The sequence below is a fragment of the Paenibacillus sp. P32E genome (assembly GCF_001909085.1).
Lineage (GTDB): Bacteria > Bacillota > Bacilli > Paenibacillales > Paenibacillaceae > Paenibacillus_AQ > Paenibacillus_AQ helianthi.
On the sequence record NZ_LVYY01000068.1, the window covers coordinates 172,432 to 192,077 of the forward strand.

At 51.2% G+C, this 19,646-nt stretch carries 20 protein-coding genes and 1 riboswitch; of the genes, 12 read left to right on the forward strand and 8 right to left on the reverse strand.

The annotated features are described in order from the left end of the window. The first annotated feature begins 105 nt into the window (after positions 1 to 105). From A3848_RS28335 to A3848_RS28365, 7 genes are all read left to right on the forward strand, one after another. On the forward strand, positions 106 to 654 hold the full coding sequence (locus A3848_RS28335) for a TetR/AcrR family transcriptional regulator (RefSeq protein ID WP_074088381.1): 549 nt from the start codon (positions 106 to 108) through the stop codon (positions 652 to 654). Positions 655 to 765: 111 nt separating this feature from the next. Continuing rightward, entirely contained in the window at positions 766 to 1,749 is a 984-nt protein-coding gene (locus tag A3848_RS28340; RefSeq protein ID WP_074088382.1) for an NAD-dependent epimerase/dehydratase family protein, read from the forward strand. A gap of 136 nt (positions 1,750 to 1,885) precedes the next feature. Continuing rightward, positions 1,886 to 2,242, forward strand: coding sequence for a nucleotide excision repair endonuclease (locus A3848_RS28345; RefSeq protein ID WP_074088383.1), 357 nt, complete (start codon positions 1,886 to 1,888; stop codon positions 2,240 to 2,242). Positions 2,243 to 2,535: 293 nt separating this feature from the next. Then, positions 2,536 to 3,255, forward strand: coding sequence for a hypothetical protein (locus A3848_RS28350; RefSeq protein WP_074088384.1), 720 nt, complete (start codon positions 2,536 to 2,538; stop codon positions 3,253 to 3,255). 5 nt (positions 3,256 to 3,260) lie between these two features. After that, positions 3,261 to 4,544 carry a polysaccharide deacetylase family protein gene (locus tag A3848_RS28355; protein ID WP_083612422.1) on the forward strand — a complete coding sequence of 428 codons (1,284 nt, stop codon included), beginning with the start codon at positions 3,261 to 3,263 and terminating at the stop codon, positions 4,542 to 4,544. 218 nt (positions 4,545 to 4,762) lie between these two features. Beyond that, a complete protein-coding gene (gene rlmN / locus A3848_RS28360; RefSeq protein ID WP_074088386.1) occupies positions 4,763 to 5,857 on the forward strand; it encodes a dual-specificity RNA methyltransferase RlmN in 1,095 nt (364 codons plus the stop codon). 438 nt (positions 5,858 to 6,295) lie between these two features. Then, positions 6,296 to 6,583 (forward strand): DUF6509 family protein, encoded by a 288-nt coding sequence (locus A3848_RS28365; protein ID WP_074088387.1) that lies wholly within the window; start codon positions 6,296 to 6,298, stop codon positions 6,581 to 6,583. 94 nt (positions 6,584 to 6,677) lie between these two features. Here the strand turns inward: A3848_RS28365 and A3848_RS28370 are convergent, their stop codons facing one another. The 3 genes from A3848_RS28370 to A3848_RS28380 all read right to left on the reverse strand — a co-directional run bounded on the left by A3848_RS28370 (position 6,678) and on the right by A3848_RS28380 (position 9,148). Next, positions 6,678 to 7,379, reverse strand: coding sequence for an esterase family protein (locus tag A3848_RS28370; RefSeq protein ID WP_256702583.1), 702 nt, complete (start codon positions 7,377 to 7,379; stop codon positions 6,678 to 6,680). A 61-nt stretch (positions 7,380 to 7,440) separates the two neighbouring features. Further along, a complete protein-coding gene (locus A3848_RS28375) occupies positions 7,441 to 8,613 on the reverse strand; it encodes an ATP-grasp domain-containing protein (protein ID WP_074088389.1) in 1,173 nt (390 codons plus the stop codon). 64 nt (positions 8,614 to 8,677) lie between these two features. Beyond that, positions 8,678 to 9,148: a MarR family winged helix-turn-helix transcriptional regulator gene (locus A3848_RS28380; protein ID WP_074088390.1), complete on the reverse strand. Its 471-nt coding sequence runs from the start codon at positions 9,146 to 9,148 to the stop codon at positions 8,678 to 8,680. A 227-nt stretch (positions 9,149 to 9,375) separates the two neighbouring features. Between A3848_RS28380 and A3848_RS28385 the strand changes: the two genes are divergently transcribed. Then, positions 9,376 to 10,857, forward strand: coding sequence for an MDR family MFS transporter (locus tag A3848_RS28385; protein ID WP_074088391.1), 1,482 nt, complete (start codon positions 9,376 to 9,378; stop codon positions 10,855 to 10,857). Between the two features lie 116 nt (positions 10,858 to 10,973). Here the strand turns inward: A3848_RS28385 and A3848_RS28390 are convergent, their stop codons facing one another. Then, the gene (locus A3848_RS28390; protein WP_074088392.1) at positions 10,974 to 12,413 is read right to left on the reverse strand and encodes an FAD-dependent oxidoreductase; all 1,440 of its coding nucleotides are present in this window, start codon (positions 12,411 to 12,413) and stop codon (positions 10,974 to 10,976) included. Between the two features lie 174 nt (positions 12,414 to 12,587). Between A3848_RS28390 and greA the strand changes: the two genes are divergently transcribed. Next, positions 12,588 to 13,067: a transcription elongation factor GreA gene (gene greA, locus A3848_RS28395; RefSeq protein WP_074088393.1), complete on the forward strand. Its 480-nt coding sequence runs from the start codon at positions 12,588 to 12,590 to the stop codon at positions 13,065 to 13,067. Positions 13,068 to 13,150: 83 nt separating this feature from the next. Here greA and A3848_RS28400 read toward each other — a convergent pair whose 3' ends face one another. Then, positions 13,151 to 13,870 carry an SDR family oxidoreductase gene (locus tag A3848_RS28400; protein WP_074088394.1) on the reverse strand — a complete coding sequence of 240 codons (720 nt, stop codon included), beginning with the start codon at positions 13,868 to 13,870 and terminating at the stop codon, positions 13,151 to 13,153. 160 nt (positions 13,871 to 14,030) lie between these two features. Then, positions 14,031 to 14,369, reverse strand: coding sequence for a winged helix-turn-helix transcriptional regulator (locus A3848_RS28405; RefSeq protein WP_074088395.1), 339 nt, complete (start codon positions 14,367 to 14,369; stop codon positions 14,031 to 14,033). 178 nt (positions 14,370 to 14,547) lie between these two features. On the opposite strand from A3848_RS28405, the gene A3848_RS28410 reads away from it, so the two are divergent. Beyond that, positions 14,548 to 15,477 (forward strand): AEC family transporter, encoded by a 930-nt coding sequence (locus tag A3848_RS28410; RefSeq protein ID WP_074088396.1) that lies wholly within the window; start codon positions 14,548 to 14,550, stop codon positions 15,475 to 15,477. Between the two features lie 109 nt (positions 15,478 to 15,586). Here the strand turns inward: A3848_RS28410 and A3848_RS28415 are convergent, their stop codons facing one another. Together A3848_RS28415 and A3848_RS28420 are read right to left on the reverse strand one after the other, a co-directional pair. Then, positions 15,587 to 16,429, reverse strand: a complete 843-nt coding sequence (locus tag A3848_RS28415; RefSeq protein WP_074088397.1) for an aldo/keto reductase — start codon at positions 16,427 to 16,429, stop codon at positions 15,587 to 15,589. Positions 16,430 to 16,556: 127 nt separating this feature from the next. Continuing rightward, a complete protein-coding gene (locus tag A3848_RS28420; RefSeq protein WP_074088398.1) occupies positions 16,557 to 17,762 on the reverse strand; it encodes an MFS transporter in 1,206 nt (401 codons plus the stop codon). Positions 17,763 to 17,960: 198 nt separating this feature from the next. On the opposite strand from A3848_RS28420, the gene A3848_RS28425 reads away from it, so the two are divergent. Further along, positions 17,961 to 18,353, forward strand: coding sequence for a winged helix-turn-helix transcriptional regulator (locus A3848_RS28425; protein ID WP_074088399.1), 393 nt, complete (start codon positions 17,961 to 17,963; stop codon positions 18,351 to 18,353). A gap of 162 nt (positions 18,354 to 18,515) precedes the next feature. Further along, the gene (locus tag A3848_RS28430) at positions 18,516 to 19,196 is read left to right on the forward strand and encodes an S-layer homology domain-containing protein (protein ID WP_074088400.1); all 681 of its coding nucleotides are present in this window, start codon (positions 18,516 to 18,518) and stop codon (positions 19,194 to 19,196) included. Positions 19,197 to 19,433: 237 nt separating this feature from the next. Beyond that, positions 19,434 to 19,537, forward strand: a riboswitch (purine riboswitch). Positions 19,538 to 19,646 lie beyond the last annotated feature (109 nt).

Sequence of the window (19,646 nt, forward strand, 5' to 3'; positions counted from 1 at the left end):
CTTGTATACTTCAAATCAAGATAGTGATTGACCAATAACCTAGATTAATCATCAAAAACCAACATCGCATCAGAACACATATCCGCAGAACAACAGGAGGCCAGCATGACAAAGCTATCGGGAGGCGCACGGACGAAGGATGAAGCGACTTCAGTCAACCGGAGGGAGCAAATTCTGGAGGCGGCTGTGGTTGTATTCGCAGAGCATGGCTATTTCAAGGCTACTACTGCACAGGTGGCAGAGAAAGTGGGGATCTCCCAGCCGTACATTTTCAAGCTGTTCAAGAACAAGGAGGAGCTGTTTGTAGCGGCGCTGGACCGGGCATTTGATCGGACGATCCGCACGTTTACAGAGGTGAAGGCTTCGGGGGAAGAATTGCTTCGGGAATCGATCCGGGTATATGAGCAGATGATGGAGACCCATCCAAGTGAAATCATTCTGCAGGTGCAGGCGCTCGGAATTCGTGATGAAGCCATCCGCCGGTCTATGCAGACAGGAATGCACAGGGTGACAAGCCTGATGGAAAGCAAGTTTACTGCAGCGGGGATCGCTCATCCCGAGGTAGAAGTCAGTACATTTATGGCGAATGGTATGCTGTGTCATATTGCAATGGCGCTGGAGATGCCTGATCTGAAACCTAAGCATCTGGAATAGACGGGGGAATCAACCAGCCCCGGGACTAAGGGCTCTGCCCTTAGTTGTCCATGCTCATTAGGTAGTGATTAATCAATAACAAATAACAAAAACAAATTGGAGGAATAACTAATGATGAACAAAACAACGAAGGCTATCGTATTGGGTGCAACGGGAGGAACAGGAACGGTAATCATCGCCGAACTGTTGAGGAGAGGGATCGAAACGGTTGCTTTTGGACGGTCATTGCCGAAGCTGGAGCAGTTCGCGGCAAAACTGGGCCACCCGACTGGGCTTAGTCTGAGAACAGGAGATGTGTTCAAACCGGAGGATGTATTCAAGGCTGCGCAGGGAGCGGATATTATTTTTCACAGCGCGTCGGTGCCTTATAACGAAATGAGCACCAGACTGCTTCCAATGGGTGAGGCCGTGATGGAGGCGGCGGACAGACTCGGTGCCCGGGTCGTTGCAGTAGACGGAATTTATCCTTATGGACGAAGAAAGGATGAGCAGCCGATCACGGAGGAATTCCCCAAGAACCCGCATACCCAAAAAGGCAAAACAAAGCTGGAGTTCGAGCGGATGTTCTTCAGCGCGCGCTGGAGCCATACCCAAGGCATGATTGTACGGCTGCCTGATTATTATGGCCCTACTGCCAATGAGGCTTCGTATCTGGGTTCAACGCTTGATGCGATTGCTGCCGGCAAACCGGGAATGTTCGTCGGGAATATGACGGTTCCTCGTGAATATGTATATCTGCCCGATGCAGCGGTGATGATCGTGGAGTTGGCCCTCCGGGAAGAGGCCTATGGGCAGAACTGGAACATTCCCGGTGCAGGTACCATCTCCGGCCGGGAAATTGTCCGCATCGCCCGGATGGCAAGCGGCAAGTCCAAACCGGTCATCCCGGTGGGGGCCTTTGGTTTATCGCTGCTTGGCCTGTTTGTACCGGTCATGAAAGAGATTGTAGAGATGCTCTATCTGACGAAGGAACCGCTCCGCTTAAGCGGACGGAAGTATGAGCGTCTGGTCGGCCCGATTCCGACGACTTCATTCGATGAAGGAATCCGGGAGACGATCCAAGCCATTCAGAGCCGTCAGGCCAAATCTTTATGAGCAGCAGGCTCATACATCCCGGTCCCGATCTGCATGCAGGGCTCCCCTTTGTATAATCCGGCGCTGCTTCTGTATAGTCAGGGTTCTGGAACTATGTTACTATTTATGTCTATATCCAAGAGGGAAGTGAGCTACAATGATCAGCATTACGATTCCAACGCCGGATGTCACCATTACGAAGCAGGCGAATCCCGTACTGAGCCATATTTATGGATTTACAGATTTCCACCTGATTACCCGGGAACAAGGCGGCATCTTCATGTTCTACAATGACAAGGATGAGCTGCTGTTCGTGGGTAAGGCCAGAAAGCTGAGACCGCGGATCAAAAAGCATTTCGAAGATAATGTTTCCGTGATGAAGCCGCACCGTGATGAAGTGACCAAGATTGAAGTTTGCATCGTCGATGAAGCCGTCGACAGAGAGATTTACGAAACGTACATTGTGAATAAGCTTAGAGCTAAATACAATGTGGAGAAAGTGCTGTACAAATAAATCAAGTATAGCTGAAGCGCGGTCCCCGGGATTGCGCTTTTTTGTTGCCCATTTATCTATCCTCGGCATTTACCTGAAGTTTAAAGTATCCAGATTCTGTACAAAAAAGTGCCTATAGCATGGGCAATTATTCCTAAGTTGTTGGTTAATACTTCCGCCCAAGGGAAATTAGGCCTTTGGATACATTTGCGAAACTTAGATACTAAGGCTCACTTACATACAGGTAAAATCAACTATAATAAATGCGTATAGGCTCGACATATTTTGACATATATAATGAGGTGATAGCATAGATGGCGACTCCTTTTTTCAAGAAAAAAGACATGGCGGACAAGCAGCCCAGGCCCGGCGTGGTTCAAAAGGTTCAATTGGCGGAAGACCCGCCTGAGGAAAAGGAAACTTACGAAACGAACGAGAGCCTGTCCAGCCTCATTTCCATAGGCAAAGCGCAGCTGGACAAGAAGTCACTTGATTTGATTTTTGCAGTAGAGCAAATGATCCAGGCCAGAACGCATGCGGATACAACCAATCATGAGCTCCAGGACCGGTTGACGCATACCAGCGGACATGTGGAGCGTTTGAACAAGGACCTGAAGAATCTGAACAAGGTGATTGAGGAACGGGAAAGAAGCATCCTGGAGCTGGAGCATAAGCTGGTAGAGCGCAACCTGAAGGTGGATCAGGTCATGGAGGACCACCGTGAATTGCACACCACCCTGTCTTCAGAAATGGACGAGCTCAAGAGCACCATCGAGCTGGAGCGGCAAAAGTATACGAATCTCGTTCAGAAGCATAATGATGCCATTTCGGAGAAGCTGAAGAAGATGAACGAGCTTGAGGAAAAAATCGGACGCCTTGAAACAGAGAACGCCCATATGAAACAGAAATACGAAACGGTCCGGCAGGAGAAAGCCTACCTCTCCAGCATGATTAACGATTTCACCACGCGTATGACGGCTCCTTTTGGAGGAAGTACTCCCCCGGCAGACCGCACAGATAACGGGACTACATAATTACTATGCCTCTTTTAGAACAAGATTCCGCACTGATGATAGAGCTGCTGGCGCTTGAGCCTATGCAGGATAGCTATCAGATGGAGGTAGGTCTAACCCATAGCGGCGGATTCACCCGAAAAGTTCTCCTCATCGATGAATATACATATCTGCAAGTGAATAGCATACTGGGCTCTTATCAGGAACACAGAGTACGGCTGTCGATTTACCCCAAGTGGGACCCCTTTCGCCGCAAATATTTCAGCTCTCTCACCAAGATGAACAGAACCTGCTCCGAGACTCTGTATTTTGCCTGCTCAGAAGATTTCGTCTCACAGCTCCTTGAGTTGAAACAGCAAACCATGCCGTCCGATGAAGCGAATACGGTTCAAGCAGTGGTTCCTGTGCCCGAGCCTGAACAACCACAGCCGCCCAAGCGACGTGCAAGCGCCTTCCGGGTTACCCGGCCTATTGTAACGCGTTGCATGTTGTTCAGCCTGTTATTCGTATTATTTTTTCTGCGGATGGATGACACTCTGCTCAATAGTGCTGAAGCGCATGAAGACTTCACGTCGCCGGTGGACAGCAGTGTCCCTGTGCCCTATGTCCCTGTAGTTCATACGGCATCCTTTCAGAGCGCTCAAGCTGAAGCTGTGCCGGAAACAGAACAAGAACCGGCGCCGGTACAGAGTGCGGAGCCAGAGGTGCAGAACCCGACAGTTGAAGAGATGGAGCTGGACGGAAGCCGTTATGAGTATAGTCTGCCGAAGGGTTATGTAGCTTTATCCTTTGATGATGGCCCATCCAAGTACACTAAGGAAATCGTCGATATTCTTATGGCGTACGGAATAGCGGCGAATTTTCTGTTCATTGGCCAGAATGCCCAGCAGCACCCGGAAGCGGTCCAATATGCCAATGCACACGGAATGCCGGTGGGCAGTCATTCCTGGGATCACAGCGACATGACGAAGAACAGCAGCGGGGAGAACCATAACAACCTGTTGCGTTCCGTTCAGGTACTGGAGCAGAATATAGGGAGGCCGGTGACCGTATTTCGTCCGCCTTATGGGGCTATCAACGGTTCTCTGGCTGCAGAAGCCGTCAAACAGAACTTGAAAGTACTGCTCTGGAACCGTGATCCTGAAGACTGGAAAGCACAGACCTCGGAGCAAATCATCCAATATTTTTATCATACAGACCCCTCCGGGGGCATCTATCTGCTGCATGAAAAAGCAATAACAGTCAAAGCGCTGCCTGCCATTATAGAATATCTTAAGAAAAAACAGCTGAAGTTCGCCATTTTCAAATAATGGGCGGATGCTTATGCCAATCCAATACAAGCGTATCCGATCCTTTCGGGTACGCTTGTATGTCTTTCACAGGGCTGTCCGGCTCCGCTGAAGCCGGAGAAGCACTGGAATCTTCTTGTTTTAATAAAAAAAATTTGAGACAATAAGTGCATGTTGTTAGACGGAGCCCTGCAAGGTAGAATGAATTGAACTTTAATGTTTTGAAAAGAGGATAAATAATGAATAAACAATCCATTTATGGATTAACTTTGGAACAAATGTCGTCATGGCTCGTGGAGCATGGTCATAAGAAATCCCGCGCGTCCCGGATATGGGACTCTCTGTACCGCCAGCGGGTTACGGATTTCGCGGAAATGACCGAGGTGAACGGCGAGACAGTGCAGCTCCTGTCAGAGCATTTTGTCTTTCAAACGATGGACGAGCATGTGAAGCAGGAGTCGGCGGATGGCACCATCAAGTTTCTGTTCCGCCTCAAGGACGGCAACCTGATCGAGACTGTACTGATGCGGCAGAAGTACGGTTTGTCCGTCTGCGTCACAACACAGGTGGGCTGCAACATCGGCTGCAGTTTTTGCGCAAGCGGATTGCTGGCGAAGAGCCGCGATCTGTCCAGCGGAGAGATTGTGGAGCAGATTATGAAGGTGCAGCATCATCTGGACCGCGCAGGTCTGGATCAAAGGGTCAGCCATGTGGTAGTGATGGGGATCGGCGAGCCGTTTGATAATTTTACGAACCTGCTCAATTTCCTGACTATTATCAAGAGTCATAAGGGACTGGCGATTGCCGGCAAGGGCATCACGGTGTCTACAAGCGGTCTGGCTGACAAAATCAGAGAATTTGCTGATGCCAATATGCAGGTCAACCTGGCTATTTCTTTACATGCTCCGAATAATGAGCTGCGGACACGGATTATGAAGATCAACCGGGCCATTCCTATAGAGAAGTTAATGCCCGCTATTGATTACTATCTGGAGAAGACGAACCGGAGAATTACACTGGAGTATATTCTGCTTAAGGATATCAATGACCAGCAGGAGCATGCCCTGGAGCTGGCCGAGCTGATCGGAGACCGTCGCCAGATGGCTAACGTGAACCTGATTCCGTACAATCCTGTAGATGAGCATAGCCAATACCAGCGGAGCGAGCGTGAATCCGTGCGGGCTTTCTTTGATACGCTCAAAAAGCAGGGCGTCAGCGTAAGCACCCGGCTGGAGCACGGCGTAGATATCGACGCCGCCTGCGGTCAGCTGCGCAGTAAGCAGATCAAGAAAGCCAAGGGCGCCGCTGCTGAGAGCGGCGTGGCCGCCGGGTAACCCAGGCAGCTGACGGGACGGAACAACGGCAGAGATGCCGTTAATGCAGCGCCCGTAGTATAGCGTTACAAAAGGGCGGTGCCCCGTGTTCACATACGGGGCACCGCCTTTTTTGGGATTAACCCGCTGACATTTATGTTTTGGGGGCCCGCACATTCAAACGTCAGGTATAAAAGACGCGGCAATGCCCGAAGCTTATGAGGACACCGGTAAGCCGATGTGGCTGTCTAGCATTAACCCCTGATTCTTACAGACTTTTACAAAAATCAATAGATGGATTTGATCTGTACTTGTTATAATACTAGCGTACAATCCGGAAGATCCCGCGATAATCCGGCATTTTCCTGGTAATTTGGTCTGCAGCGGGCAACTGAGGGAGCCTCTGCCATGGATTGTATGATACAATAGCCAGATGAATGATGAAAAGAGGAATGTGAAATGTTGACATTTACAAGCTACACCGTGGAGAACGTAAGAGATCCATTTAATATTTTAAGCGGCAAGCGGTACGAGTTTGTTATTAATCTGGAAGTGCCTGAGGATGATGAGCTGTACGAAGAGAATGGCTTATCTGCACGGGCCATCGTGAAGGTGGAGGAAGAACAGCTCAGCATCGTCAGCTACGATCTGCTGGAGACCACAACCGGCCGGATTCTTGATTTTGATATGGAAGAGGACGAGGAAGCAGCCTTAGTCTTGTTCTGCAAAGAGCACCTGCCAGCTTAAGCCGGAGTGGACAATAAGCTCCGCCGGGTAGATCACGAACCAACAGACCGCACCCCTTTCGGAGGGGACGGTCTATTTGTCATACACGTTTGCCTTACAGACACCCGCCTACATAATAGTGAATCTGTTTGTTCCACCAAGGCCAGTCATGGTCAGCATCATGCCCCCAATAATCAATCTGTGCCGCAATACCTTTGTGCTGGAGCAGATCCTGGAGCAGGCGCGTCTCATGAAGCATCTCGTCTTCATAGGCGCCTTGTCCGACACAGAGGATGATCCGGCTGGCCCGGTAAGCGCTCAGGTAATGTTCATCGGTCAGGCCTGGCAGGTAATGCAGCGGCGAGTTCAGGTAGACGGTCCCGCTCATATATTCACCAAAGAAGTAATGGGTGGAGTATACGCCGCTGAGGGCGATTAGTGTATCGAAAACGTGAGGATGGCGGAAAAAGAAGCTGGCACTGTAGTACGCGCCCATGGAGCAGCCGGAGACGAGGATCTTTTGGTCGCTACCGCCGTTGCTTGCCTTGCTGGACTCGAGGATTCGGGGGATCAGCTCCTGCATGATGTATTTGTCGTACTGCTCATGGCGCTGCACCTTGTCCTCATGATTCCAGCCGCCCGAGAAGAAGGTTTCCTCATCCAGGGTGTCGCAGGCCCAGATCTGCAGCTTACCCGCATCAATGAACTGCGAAAGGGTCTGAATCATGCCGGAATCCTCATATTGATAGAACCGACCCAGTGAAGTCGGGAAGACCAGCATCGGTTTCCCCGCATGGCCGTACACTTTGTATTCCATATCTCTGTGAAGGTGCCTGCTGTATTCTTTATGGTAGCTTATCCTCATGCATCAACACATCCTATCCCTCTTCAACTTGTTGAATATAGCCCACGATGTCTCTGACTTCCCCCAGATCCGCAGAACGGAATTGATAGGCGCTGTTCCCCATGGCACGGCTGAACACTTCTTCAATCTCCGCATAATGGACAATCTTGTCCCCAAAGGCACGGTAAATGTCCTCATGGCTGTGAACGTAAGGCTTATGCCGCTTACGGCTGGCATAGCCGGTATAATACTTGCCTTCAAACGGTCCGCCTACCTCATTGTGAACAATCATGCGCGCCCATTCTTCATACACATCCACATCGTATGAATAGTTAATCGCATCAGTCATCCATGCCCCTGGAGGCCGCATATTCACTTCAAGGGCAATGATCCGGCCATCCTTGTTCGACTTGAACAATTCGATATGGAAGAAGCGCTCTCTGATATCAAAGGCCTGGAGGATGTTTTTTCCCGCAAGCTCAACCTCGGGACTAATCTCCTTCAGACAGAAATAGTAGAGGTGATTGTCCGTATTGACGACATCCATCACGCTGTTCTCGAACAGGTGGCTGACTGCGAACCGCACGTTGCCGTCGATATCCACCAGCCCGTCATAGGTCAGAATCACGCCGTCAATGAACTCTTCAATAATAAAAGCGACATCTTCCGGCTTCGTGTCAAAAAACTGCTGCAGCTCGGCCTCGTTATTGATCTTATAGGTCATGCTGGCCCCGGAGCCCAGGTCCGGCTTCACCACAAGCGGAAAGCCGGTGCCGCGGATGAAGTCATCCACACTGTCGCGGGTGGTTCCGGTGGAGAACTGCACGGTGCTTACCCCGCTTTTGCGGAAAAACTCTTTCATTTTGGATTTCTGCTTCAGGTTGTAGACAAAATCAGTCTTAGTGCCGTAAATGTTAAAATCCGTGCGGATCGCGGCATCCTGCTCCAGCCAATATTCGTTCAGGGATTCGAAGCGGTCGATTTTGCCGTACCGGTGAGTGAAATAACCCACAGCCCGTAGAATCTCGTCATAATTTTCCAGACTGCTTACCTTGTAATACTCGGTCATTGCCGACTTCAGCTTGTCCTCCAGCTGATCATACTCGGCATCACCGATCCCAAGCACCGTGGCTCCCTGCTGCTGAAGGTGGCTGCAGAAATCGGCGCTGTTCCTCGGGAAATGAGGCGAAAAGAAAATAAAGTTCAAGCGGACCAGCCCCTTCGGCAATATGGTATATTTCTGCGTTTTAATTCCGACTTATATTGTATGATTAATTCAATCTACCAGCTTCGGCCTCTTCCGTCAATCCTTTAGCCCCGGAACTGCGCTGCGCCAATTTTTGATTCAGTCTGGCCAGCAGTCCGCTGAAGGTATGGCAGTCCTCCGAAGACCAGTCTTCAAAGATCTCCCCATACCGCTCCAGACGGATGTTCCGCGCTTCCTCCAGCTTGCGTGTGCCAAGTGGGGTGATCTCAAAATAGCTCGATCTTCCGTCCATCGGGTCGGGTACCCGCACGGCATACCCTTTGCTTTCGAGTACACTGGTCTGCCTGCTGATCGTGGAGGTGTCGAGTCCGAACTCTTCGGCGAGTGCCTTTACCCCTATCTTCTTGTGGTGGGCCAAATGGTAGAGCAGCGTATATGTCGAGCGGTCCAGCCCCCCATGCTTCTTGTCTAGAGAGGAACGGCGGATGAGTGTCATCAGCTCATTGTTAAGGGACTCCAGGTTTTTTTCATCCATACGATAGCTTCCTTCCTTTACGGATTACTTTTCTCCATTATTATAGTGAACATACCGGACTACAAGCAAAATCCGCGTCTATTTATGAAAAGGAATGAAATAAGTCATATTGACTTTCATTAATGTAGTTGTATAATACACATATATAACTATTTAATTGTATCATACACCCATATGGCGGAGAAGCCAGACTTTAGTGTATTGTGCTTCACGGAGGAGAGAACCTATTGAAGACTCAAACTGTTCGTAATTCATCCTTTTGGTTGATTATTTTAGCTATTTTTTTCGGGAATTTCATGGCCATCCTGAGTACCACCACCATTAACGTAGCATTTCCGGTATTTATGAAGGACTTTCATGCGGAGATTGGGACCGTGCAGTGGATGATTACAGGTTATCTGCTCGCTACGGGTGTGATCGCGCCGGTGGTGGGCTATTTCGGTGATAAATGGAGTTACAAATATCTGTATGTGTTCGCCTTATCGGGATTCACCCTATTCTCCGGACTGTGCATGATGGCCTGGAACATTCACTCGCTCGTGACCTTCCGTATTCTGCAGGGGGTGTTCGGCGGGCTGATTATTCCTACTACAATGACCATGATCTATCAATTTATTGAAAAGGAAAAGCAGGCGTTCGCAATGAGCCTGTGGAGCTTGTCCTCTATGCTGGCACCTGCCTTTGGCCCGACACTAGGGGGATGGCTGACCGGATATTTTGGCTGGGAATCGCTATTTATGATCAATGTGCCGATAGGGATTATTGCGATTGTGGTTGCACTCAAGTGCTTGCCGTTTCAGCGAACCGCTGGTGAAAGGAAGACCTTTGATCTGCCGGGTTTTGTAACGGTTATTCTTAGCAGTGCGTTCATTATTCTGGCTTTTAATAAAGGAAATACCTGGGGCTGGACCTCCTGGAAGACTCTGACCCTGCTGATTATCGGAGCTATAGCGCTAACTTATTTCATCCGCAGAGAGCTCGCTTTGACAGAACCGCTGCTGAATCTTAAGGTATTCCGGCAAAACCGGTTCACTTACAGCCTGATGATCAACTGTATCATTACCGTTGCCCTGTATTCCGGGACGTTCTTGATTCCCGTCTTTCTGCAGGACATTCAGCAGTCTACTCCGCTCGCAACAGCACTGGTCCTGCTGCCGGGTTCCATTGCCATGGCTGTCATGTCACCGGTTGTCGGCAAGCTCTACAGCAAGACCGGGCCGTTCTGGCTGATTCTTGGCGGCATCCTGCTGCTGGTCGCCTCAACCTGGGAGCTCAGCCATATCACACTCGCCACTACCCATGTTCAGCTGGCTTGGCTGATGGCGGTGCGCAATGTCGGGATTGCTCTGGCCTTCATGCCGGTTACGAACGCCGGAATGTCTTCCGTGCCGAAACAGATCACCGGTCATGCTTCTTCTGTTACCAACTGGGTACGGCAAGCCACCGGGGCGCTGTCCATCGCGATCTTCAGCTCGCTGCTGGCTTCGCGGGCCTTGACGCACCAGAAGGAGCTTAGCGGCGGAACCTCAACTGCTGCCGGCTTCATCAAGGCCCAGGGTATGACGCTGGGTGTACGGGATGTATTCCTCATCGCAACCGTGATCGGGATTCTGGCAATTCCCTTGACCTTTCTGCTCCGAACCGGAACAGCCAAACCGAAGGCTGCTGTACTGAAGGTAGCTTCCGTCAAGCAGGAGGCGAATAGCTAAGTGCTGTGTGCCGGCAGGAGACCAAAGGCTGACTTATCCAACAGCAAACCGCCCCAGCAGGTTCTTGACAGACCTGCTGGGGCGGTTTAGTTATACCTGAATAGATGGAGAGCAGTCTACTGCAAGCTGATCTGATAATCCTTTTTCAGATAAGAACGGATTCTCTGGAAATCTGCTGTGTTCAGGTCAGTCAGCCGTTTGCTGCGCTCCCGTCCCAGAATGATGCCGATGGTCTGGGCTGCCAGTGCAGTGGTGGGCATGATCCTTGCGCTGCCGTAGGCTTTGATGCTCGCACCGACATTTTTCCCGGCTACAAGCACATTGTCATAGGATTTCAGTTCAAAGGATCGCAGCGGCAACCCGTAACGGTCCGGCTTGCCAAAGCCGATTCCAGTGGGAATCTTCCGGGTCCCCTGCAAATCGACGGGGTACCCGCCAATGCTCACATCATCCCAGAACATCCGGCTGGACATTAAGTCCGTGTAACCCAGCACGTATTTGGTCTCATAGCGGTTATAGTCACGGATGTAGAGGTACTCCGGGAACCCGTTCAGTTCAGCGTTAGCGAACCCGGGGATATTTAAGCGCAGGAAGTTTAGAATAGAAGGGGCTTCGGCTTTGCCCTTCTGTACCGCTGCTGCCACAGACTTAGGGTCGGAAGGATTTACATCGTAAATCAGCAGGGCATTGATGATCACCTGGCCATTTTTTTGATAGGCGGCATTTAGCCCGCGTAACCTAAGCTGCTTGTCCTTGGTGGAGTATCTTTTGGTGATCTTGCTGAATCCGGTGGCGAAGTGCAAATCCACGTAGGTATTGGGTCCATATTTGTTGCGCACATTCGTCAGCGGATAGTTCTCGAGAATGGACTCATGCAGCTGGTTCCAATTCACATTTTTGAAATTGAGCATATATGTAGCGGCCATGTAATCAGGCTTCTTACCGTGGTCAATGGACTCCATTCCCGGAATCCGGGCTTCCTTCAGACGTCCGCTCAAGGCATTGAAGTCGGTATTTTCTACCCAGTATCGGGACCTGATCGTAATCGGAGCTTCGTTCTTAACGTGATAGGTTAGGGAACTCAGCGTCTTTTCGCTGCCCGCCGCCTTCGTGTCAATATGGTCCAGAACAACCCCGCTCTTCAGCGGAATGCCTTGCATAATCTTGTTATAGTACTTTTGGAAATCGGCTGCCTTCAGAATGGTTCCTGCCTTGTAGCCATTGAAGAGACTTTTGATCTCACCTTGCACGAGACTTCTGTGCTTGTTGTCGTTCACATCATCGAGAAAAAACATTTGCCCTTGAATTAGTTCACCGCCTGGTTTGCTGCGGGGATCAAGCATCAGCACTTTCAGGCCGGCCTTGACGGCTTCCCTGGCGAGCAGTGCGCCTTGAATTTCGCTTCCAATGACAACGACATCATAGCTTGGAGAGGTCATGGAAGGGACAATTGACTTCGCTGCCGCCGTTGTAGTCGGGTTTGATGCCGACAGCAGAATCAGTGCAGCGGCCAGACAGCTTGTAAAGCGATGGAATTTGGGGGAATGCATAAACATGGACTTCTTGTGCTCCTGACTGTGTATGAGATTTAATATCATTATTGTAAATCAATTTTGGTTATTTATACTAGGATGGATATTGGCAATTTTCTGCGGAAGTGCTTTCTTTTCGCATGTTGGCCGATTATGGGGTAGAATACAGTAAAGCGAGTAAAAATAGGAGTTGTGTACATGTCGAATGAAGAAGTGTTTTTGACGAAAGAAGGTCTGGCCAAGCTGGAGGAAGAGCTCAAGGAGCTCAAGGGAGCAGGGCGCAAGGAGCTCGCGGCCCGGCTTAAGCTGGCCATAAGCTACGGGGATCTCAAGGAGAACAGTGAGTACCACTCTGCCAAAGAAGATCAATCCTTCATGGAGACCCGCATCATGATTCTGGAGAAAATGCTGATTAAAGCGCAGATTGTAGACTCCAGCAATATGGATCTGAGCACAGTCAGCGTAGGCTGCATCGTCATTCTGAATGATGTGGAATACTCCGAAAAGATCGAATATAGAGTGGTCGGTCCGGCTGAAGCCGATGTGCTGGACAACAAGATTTCGTACGAAAGCCCTCTGGGCAAAGAACTGCTCGGCAAAAAAGTAGGCGACATCATCAGCGTGAACGCACCAATGGGCATCATCAAATATGAACTGCTGGAGATCAAAATGCTGTAAGCTGAAGCTCCTGAAAGTTAAATCCCTGCCTCCCGTATGATTAGGGGGCAGGGATTTTTTGGGTTTGGCCAGGGGAGCCCGGCTTAGATTAGGGTGTGGCCGCCTTCCACATGAAGCACTGTGCCTGTAACGAAGCCGTTACGTATCAGATAGAGCACGCCTTCGGCAACATCTGAGGCTGTGCCTACGCGCTGCACAGGCAGCTTGGCTGCGATGCTGCTGTAAAAAGCACTGCGGGCCTCTTCCGCCATGCCTGCGCGGGAAGGGGTATCGATGATGCCCGGCGAGACGGTGTTCACCCGCAGCGGGGCCAGCTCCAGCGCAAGGGTCTGCCCCAGATTGGCTACGGCTGCATTCACTGCGCCGAGCACGGAGGACCCGGCCATGGCTTTGAAGGCAACGACGCCGGAGAACAGAGTAATGGAGCCATGGGGGTTCAGGTTCGGCGCACCGTATTTGGCGGCATAGTATTGGCCCCAGAACTTATTGTCCATCAGCTGGCGTGAAGCACTGGTGGCTGTAGTGAGGAACGGGCCCCCTTTGGTTTCGGCTGCGGTGACCACCAGATGGTCAAAGGCCCCCAGCTCTGCGAATAAGGACCGTACCTGTTCCTCGTCCGTAACATCCAGCGTATACGTAATTGCTTTTGCGTCAGGTCCAAGTGCTGCTTTGGCCTGCTCCAGCTTCTCTGCGGAGCGGCTGGCCAGAACCACCTCCGCACCTTCTGCAGCAGCAAGCTTTGCGGTTGCCAGACCGATTCCTGAGCTGCCTCCGATAATAACTATTTTCTGTCCTCTTAACATAATAATTCCTCCTCTAAATTGAAACTGCCTTGTGAGGAGAGTATATTCCTTATACTTCCTTTAGGGAAGTAGTTACATTCTGTACATACAGTTACCGTAAAGATAGTATTGTGCTGATGCTGAGCTGCCGGGGGTAAACTTTTTTTGGGAAAACGTCTGCTTAGAGGGCAAGACCGTATCTTTTCAGCTCAATAAAAATGCCTTCCAGCTGTTCGCCCTTCTTCGTCAGGGTATATTCTACGCGAGGGGGCACCTCGGGATATACGGTGCGCATAAGAATGCCGTGGTTCTCCAGCTCACGCAGCCGCAGCGCTAATGTCTTCGGGCTGATTCCTTCCAGAGAACGCAGCAGATCACTGAAGCGCATGGTGCCGCCAATCAGCAGATCACGAATAATCAGGAATGTCCATTTGGTTCCGATGACATCCAGCGTTTTGGCGATGGGACAAGGCTCGCCGGGGGTTCCTTTGGTCAGAATGACCGGCTCGGTGAAGTCCATTTCAGTCAACCTCCTGTGGTGATCACGATTTATGTTAATCATACCACAATAGTATCCTTTGGGAAGTTAAGACGTTCATAGGCTTTTACTATTAAGCATATTGCTTCCATGTCTTAGACGGCATCCGCCGGGGAGGGGTATAGTAAGAGTAACTTTTTTAGCAGAGGAGTCCTCGCAATTGATTCAACAGGTGTTGTCCACTCTGGTCGAGGTGATTGTCCCGTTATCCATCCCGGTCGTATCGGGTGCGCTGCTTGGACGGTTCAAGAACCTGGATACCAAGCCGCTGTTAATGCTGTATCTGTATTTCCTGAGTCCCGCAATTATTCTGGATACGCTCGCTACAGCCAAGATTTCTTTCGATGATGTATACAAAACGCTTGCCTTCTCGCTGCTAAATCTGCTGGTGCTGTGGGCGCTGGCCCGTCTGATTGGCAGAGTCCTGAAGCTGGCTGCGCCGGAGGCAGCCGGCCTGACCCTGATCTCCACCTTCACGAACAGTGTCAATTATGGCCTGCCGCTGGTGCTGCTGGCCTTCGGTCAGCTGGGGCTCGACAAGGCTTCGGTCTATGTCATTGCCCAGATGGTGATTGTGAACACGATCGGGGTGTATTTTGCGGCAAGATCACAGTTTTCTATCCGTAATGCCGTCCGCTCGGTATTCTCCCTGCCGGCGATCTACGCGGCGATTCTGGCTCTGCTGCTGCGGGCACTTGGCCTGCATATGCCGCATGAGATTGCTTCGGGGGTGTCGATGGTAGCCGGAGCTTATTCCCCGGTGGTGCTGGCCATACTGGGGGCCCAGATGGTCCGGGTACAGACTGCGGATGTTGTACGCAATGTACGGCTGGCGTTCTGGACAGGGTTGTCGGTCCGTCTGCTGCTGGCCCCGCTGACCGCCGCGCTGCTGCTGTACCTGTTGAACATTTCGGGAACGCTGTTCGCTGTGCTGCTCATTCTCGCCTCCATGCCGGTTGCGGTCAACTCCGTGGTGCTGGCCGAACGCTTCGGCAGCTCGCCTACGCTGGTATCGCGCTGCATTCTCTGGACCACACTGGCGTCCTTTCTCGTGCTCCCGATCTTAATCTCTATCGTTGGCAATGCGTAATTCCCTTCTTGAGGTTCTGGGGATGCCGCCAAGCACCATGGCCGGAAACCGCACCAAGCCCTCCTTTCAGGTGAGAAAGGAGGGCTTGGTGAATCGGACGGGTCCCGAATTAAAAGTCGAAATGGTCTGGATCGGGACCCACCCGTTGATCCTGGTTAAGCTGGTCGATCCGGTCCATGTCTCCAGTGCTCAATTCGAAATCGAACACGGAAGCATTCTCGGTTATCCGGTGCGCCTTGGTAGATTTCGGAATGGTAACAATGCCGTGCTGCAGATCCCAGCGCAGAATCACCTGGGCTACAGACTTGCCGTGAGCCGCGGCGATCTCCGCGAGTACAGGCTGATCCAGCAATTGCCCCTGCATCAGGGGTGACCAGGCTTCAATCTGGATGCCCTGCTCCTTGCAGAAGCGGCGCAGCGCCTGCTGGGACAAGTAGGGATGCAGTTCCACCTGGTTGACCATCGGCTTAATCTCCGCATCCTTGAGAATATCCTCCAGATGATGAATCTGGAAGTTGCTGACCCCTATAGCTTTGACCCGTCCTGTCTTGTATAAGGTTTCGAGCGCTCTCCAGGCCTCCTTGTATTTGTCCTTCACCGGCCAATGAATCAAATACAGATCGAGGTAATCCAGCCCCAGCTTCTCCAGACTGGCCTCATAGGCGGCAAGCGTGGCCTCATACCCGAGATCGGCGTTCCACACCTTGGAAGTGATGAACAGGTCTTCGCGGACCAGCTTATTCTCAGCCAGAGCCTCCGCGATAGCCTGACCCACGCCCCGCTCATTCTGATAGACGGCAGCGGTATCCACGCTCCGATAGCCGTGGGCAATGGCTGATTTCACTGCCTGAACCAGTTCTGCCCCTTCCTCCACTTGAAAAACTCCCAGCCCGAGCCAGGGCATATTCACTCCGCTGTGCAAGCGGATCGTATCCTGTAAATGCTGTGCCATAATGAAAAAACCTCCTGAATGGATATAGTATGAGTACGGATGATCTTTCTACTCTACGGTGAGCTGATTGGCTGTAAGCCGAATTAAGGTGAGTGGCAGTGGCAGTGGCAGTCAGGTACTTAGGCAATCATGCTGCCTTGTTCAGAAGCTTATGCTCATCCCTGCTCTCCAGAGCACGGCTCCAAGCGGTAAGAATGACTGCGCCGAATACCATGAGGGACCCGACCCATGCGGTATGAATCAGTCCGATATGATCTGCGACGAGGCCTCCAAGATAGGCCCCAATGGCGATGCCAGCATTGAAGGCGGCAATATTAACGGCAGAAGCAACATCCCGGGCGCTTGGTGCATACCGGTCGGCCAGCATCACCACAAAGACCTGCAGCCCCGGCACATTCATGAAGGCGAGCAGTCCCATGAAGAAAATAGTGATGAGGGCAGCAGCCTTAAAAGGAGCAGTAAAGGTAAGCACCAGCAGAACCACTGCCTGAAAGGCAAACATATAGAACAAAGCGTTCATCGGCTTGCGGTTGGCCGCTTTCCCTCCTATGATATTGCCGATGGCAATGGCTATACCGTAGACAAGGAGAATGACGGCAACCGTCTGTTCCTGAAAGCCGCTGATCTCATGCAGCAGAGGGGATAGATAGGTGAAGACGACGAAGGTGCCGCCGTAACCAAGAGCTGTGATGGCAAAAGCCAGCAGCAGCCGTCCGTTCGTCACCAGCTTCACCTGGTCCCGCAGCGGGGTTCGCGTGCCCCTGCGCAGTCCGGAAGGAATAAGAATCAGGTTGGCGATCAGCGCGACAATGCCAACTGCGGCAATGGCGATAAAGGCGGCCCGCCAGCCGAGCTGCTGCCCGAGGAATGTGCCCAGCGGCACTCCGGTTACGGTCGCTACCGTAAGCCCGGTGAACATGATAGAGATGGCGCTTGCCCTGCGGTCCTCGGTCACCAGATCGGCAGCGATCGTAGAGGCGATGGACATGAACAGGCCGTGCGACAGCGCGGATATGACCCGGGCTACCAGCAGGACGGTAATACCGCCTGCAGTGGCCGCCAGGCTGTTACCGGCAATGAAGAGCAGCATCAGCGCCAGCAGCAGGGTTTTGCGGGAGACGGCTGTGGTCAGTGAGGTCAGCACCGGCGCACCGAAGGTAACGCCCAGCGCGTACAGTGTTACGGTTAATCCGGCTGTCGTCACGGATATATGCAGGTCATCAGCGATGAGGGGCAGCAGCCCGACACTGATAAACTCGGTTGTTCCAATTGCGAATGCACTAATGGCTAGAGCCAGCAGTGCGAGCGTACTTCTTTTTCGATCCAGGGACATGATATTCACTCCTACTATGGTAATCACCGGCCGGTAAGTGCTATTATGAATTATTATAGCGATTAAGGGTAGTACGTACTTTTAAGTAATATAGGTACCAAAAAGTAACTATAGACCAAGCTTAGGGAATGCTTCCGAAGCCAGTTTGTACGAAGCAGTTCAGTGAAGAATGATAACAAACTTTCAGGAGGGCTGATCATGGCCAAAAAATATAATATATCGGTTGAAGCTACACTCGAGGTGATCGGAGGGAAGTGGAAGTGTGTTATCCTCTGCCATCTGACGCATGGTACAATGCGGACCAGCGATTTGAAGCGTCATATGCCGAACATTACACAGAAGATGCTGACCCAGCAGCTTAGAGAACTGGAGCAGGACGGCATAGTGAACCGCATCAGCTACAATCAGGTGCCGCCGAAGGTGGAGTATGAGCTGAGCGATTACGGGCGCACGCTTAGCTCCATTCTTGATTCCTTATGCGCCTGGGGAGAGCAGCACATCGTCAAGGAGTATGGGGATAAATTCACTGTGCTGGAGGACAATGTACTGAACCATAAGAAGACAGAAGCTCACACAGCTGTTATGGAGTAAAAGAAAACCCTACACGCGGGCCGCCTGCAGATTCAGCAGGCGGCCCGCGTGTGCTGTTTGCAGCAAAGTAAAGGGACCGGCTGCAACCTTTTAGCAGATGATCCGTCTGGAAGGAAGAAGAGGGCAAGTAAGGCTTGTAAATCCAACTAAGAGGTGACCCGAATGAAGAAAAATACATTGAAACAAATCACATTATCGGCAGCAGCCGTACTCACTTTGACTTTTGCCGGACAGAGCTTCGCCGCAGCCGCGACGTTCCAGGATCTCTCCAGCACACCGGTCAAGGATAAGATCGCCGAATTGCAGCAGCGAGGCGTGATCCACGGCGTAAGCGATACGCAATTCATGCCGAATGCGACAATTACAGCCGCCCAGGGAATTCAAATGTTCGTTAACGCTTTTGGTTTGAATATAGACCTGCTCAATTTCGTGAAGGCGCCCCAGGCTACCGACTATTTCGCTAATGCCCACAACGATGCCTGGTATGCAAATGCACTTATTATTGCAGCTAACAACGATATTGGTTTATCTCCTGATCTTAACCCTGCGAAGAACTGGACCCGTGAGGAGTTCACCCATCAGCTGATTCTGACGATCGAGAAGCACAGTAATCTGCCGATGATCAAAATCATGCCGGTAGACATTGCAGACCAGGCAGAATTCACCAACGGTTTTGACGGCTCCATTCAACGCGCGCTGGCGCTGAAGATTGCCAGTCTGGACGGTACCGGCAAATTCCATCCTTCTGCCGGCATTACCCGCGCCGAAGCTGCGGAGATGATCTATAACGCTTTGAAATATATTGATGCTCATCCGGCCCCGGCCGGTGGCCTCCCGGAGTAAGGCGGTTCCCGCCTGTCAGTACGGCAGCAGCAAAAACCGCAAGCCCCATGATAGGGAGCTTGCGGTTTTTGCTGCTGAGTACAGGTAGCTGCCGCAGAATATACAGCGATGATAGGGCAGGGCATCCCCGATATTTGAACAAAAATGAAACTCCTATGAAAGACCGGGAATATTCATGAAAATACTTGAAATTCCACTTGTCCGGAACGTAGTAGAGCGTGTAAGATATACAAAGGTTTTAAAAAAATATGAACAACTCATATAATCTTGGGAATAGGGCCCATAAGTTTCTACCGGATAACCACTGCAATTATCCGACTATGAGTGATATAGCGCATCTAGGGTTCCGTTTTTTTGTGCCATGGCATAAAAGAAGCTGGTCCAAGCGATGCGGACACATGTATGTGTTACACCACCAAGGGACAAAAACCCAGAAGGACAGATTCACTT

Coding starts and splice junctions, on each gene's coding strand:
- A3848_RS28335 (WP_074088381.1), top strand. CDS start 106: ATGACAAAGCTATCGGGAGGCGCACGGACGAAGGATGAAGCGACTTCA.
- A3848_RS28340 (WP_074088382.1), top strand. CDS start 766: ATGATGAACAAAACAACGAAGGCTATCGTATTGGGTGCAACGGGAGGA.
- A3848_RS28345 (WP_074088383.1), top strand. CDS start 1,886: ATGATCAGCATTACGATTCCAACGCCGGATGTCACCATTACGAAGCAG.
- A3848_RS28350 (WP_074088384.1), top strand. CDS start 2,536: ATGGCGACTCCTTTTTTCAAGAAAAAAGACATGGCGGACAAGCAGCCC.
- A3848_RS28355 (WP_083612422.1), top strand. CDS start 3,261: ATGCCTCTTTTAGAACAAGATTCCGCACTGATGATAGAGCTGCTGGCG.
- rlmN (WP_074088386.1), top strand. CDS start 4,763: ATGAATAAACAATCCATTTATGGATTAACTTTGGAACAAATGTCGTCA.
- A3848_RS28365 (WP_074088387.1), top strand. CDS start 6,296: ATGTTGACATTTACAAGCTACACCGTGGAGAACGTAAGAGATCCATTT.
- A3848_RS28370 (WP_256702583.1), bottom strand. CDS start 7,379: ATGGAATACAAAGTGTACGGCCATGCGGGGAAACCGATGCTGGTCTTC.
- A3848_RS28380 (WP_074088390.1), bottom strand. CDS start 9,148: ATGGATGAAAAAAACCTGGAGTCCCTTAACAATGAGCTGATGACACTC.
- A3848_RS28390 (WP_074088392.1), bottom strand. CDS start 12,413: ATGTTTATGCATTCCCCCAAATTCCATCGCTTTACAAGCTGTCTGGCC.
- greA (WP_074088393.1), top strand. CDS start 12,588: ATGTCGAATGAAGAAGTGTTTTTGACGAAAGAAGGTCTGGCCAAGCTG.
- A3848_RS28400 (WP_074088394.1), bottom strand. CDS start 13,870: ATGTTAAGAGGACAGAAAATAGTTATTATCGGAGGCAGCTCAGGAATC.
- A3848_RS28405 (WP_074088395.1), bottom strand. CDS start 14,369: ATGGACTTCACCGAGCCGGTCATTCTGACCAAAGGAACCCCCGGCGAG.
- A3848_RS28415 (WP_074088397.1), bottom strand. CDS start 16,429: ATGGCACAGCATTTACAGGATACGATCCGCTTGCACAGCGGAGTGAAT.
- A3848_RS28420 (WP_074088398.1), bottom strand. CDS start 17,762: ATGTCCCTGGATCGAAAAAGAAGTACGCTCGCACTGCTGGCTCTAGCC.
- A3848_RS28425 (WP_074088399.1), top strand. CDS start 17,961: ATGGCCAAAAAATATAATATATCGGTTGAAGCTACACTCGAGGTGATC.
- A3848_RS28430 (WP_074088400.1), top strand. CDS start 18,516: ATGAAGAAAAATACATTGAAACAAATCACATTATCGGCAGCAGCCGTA.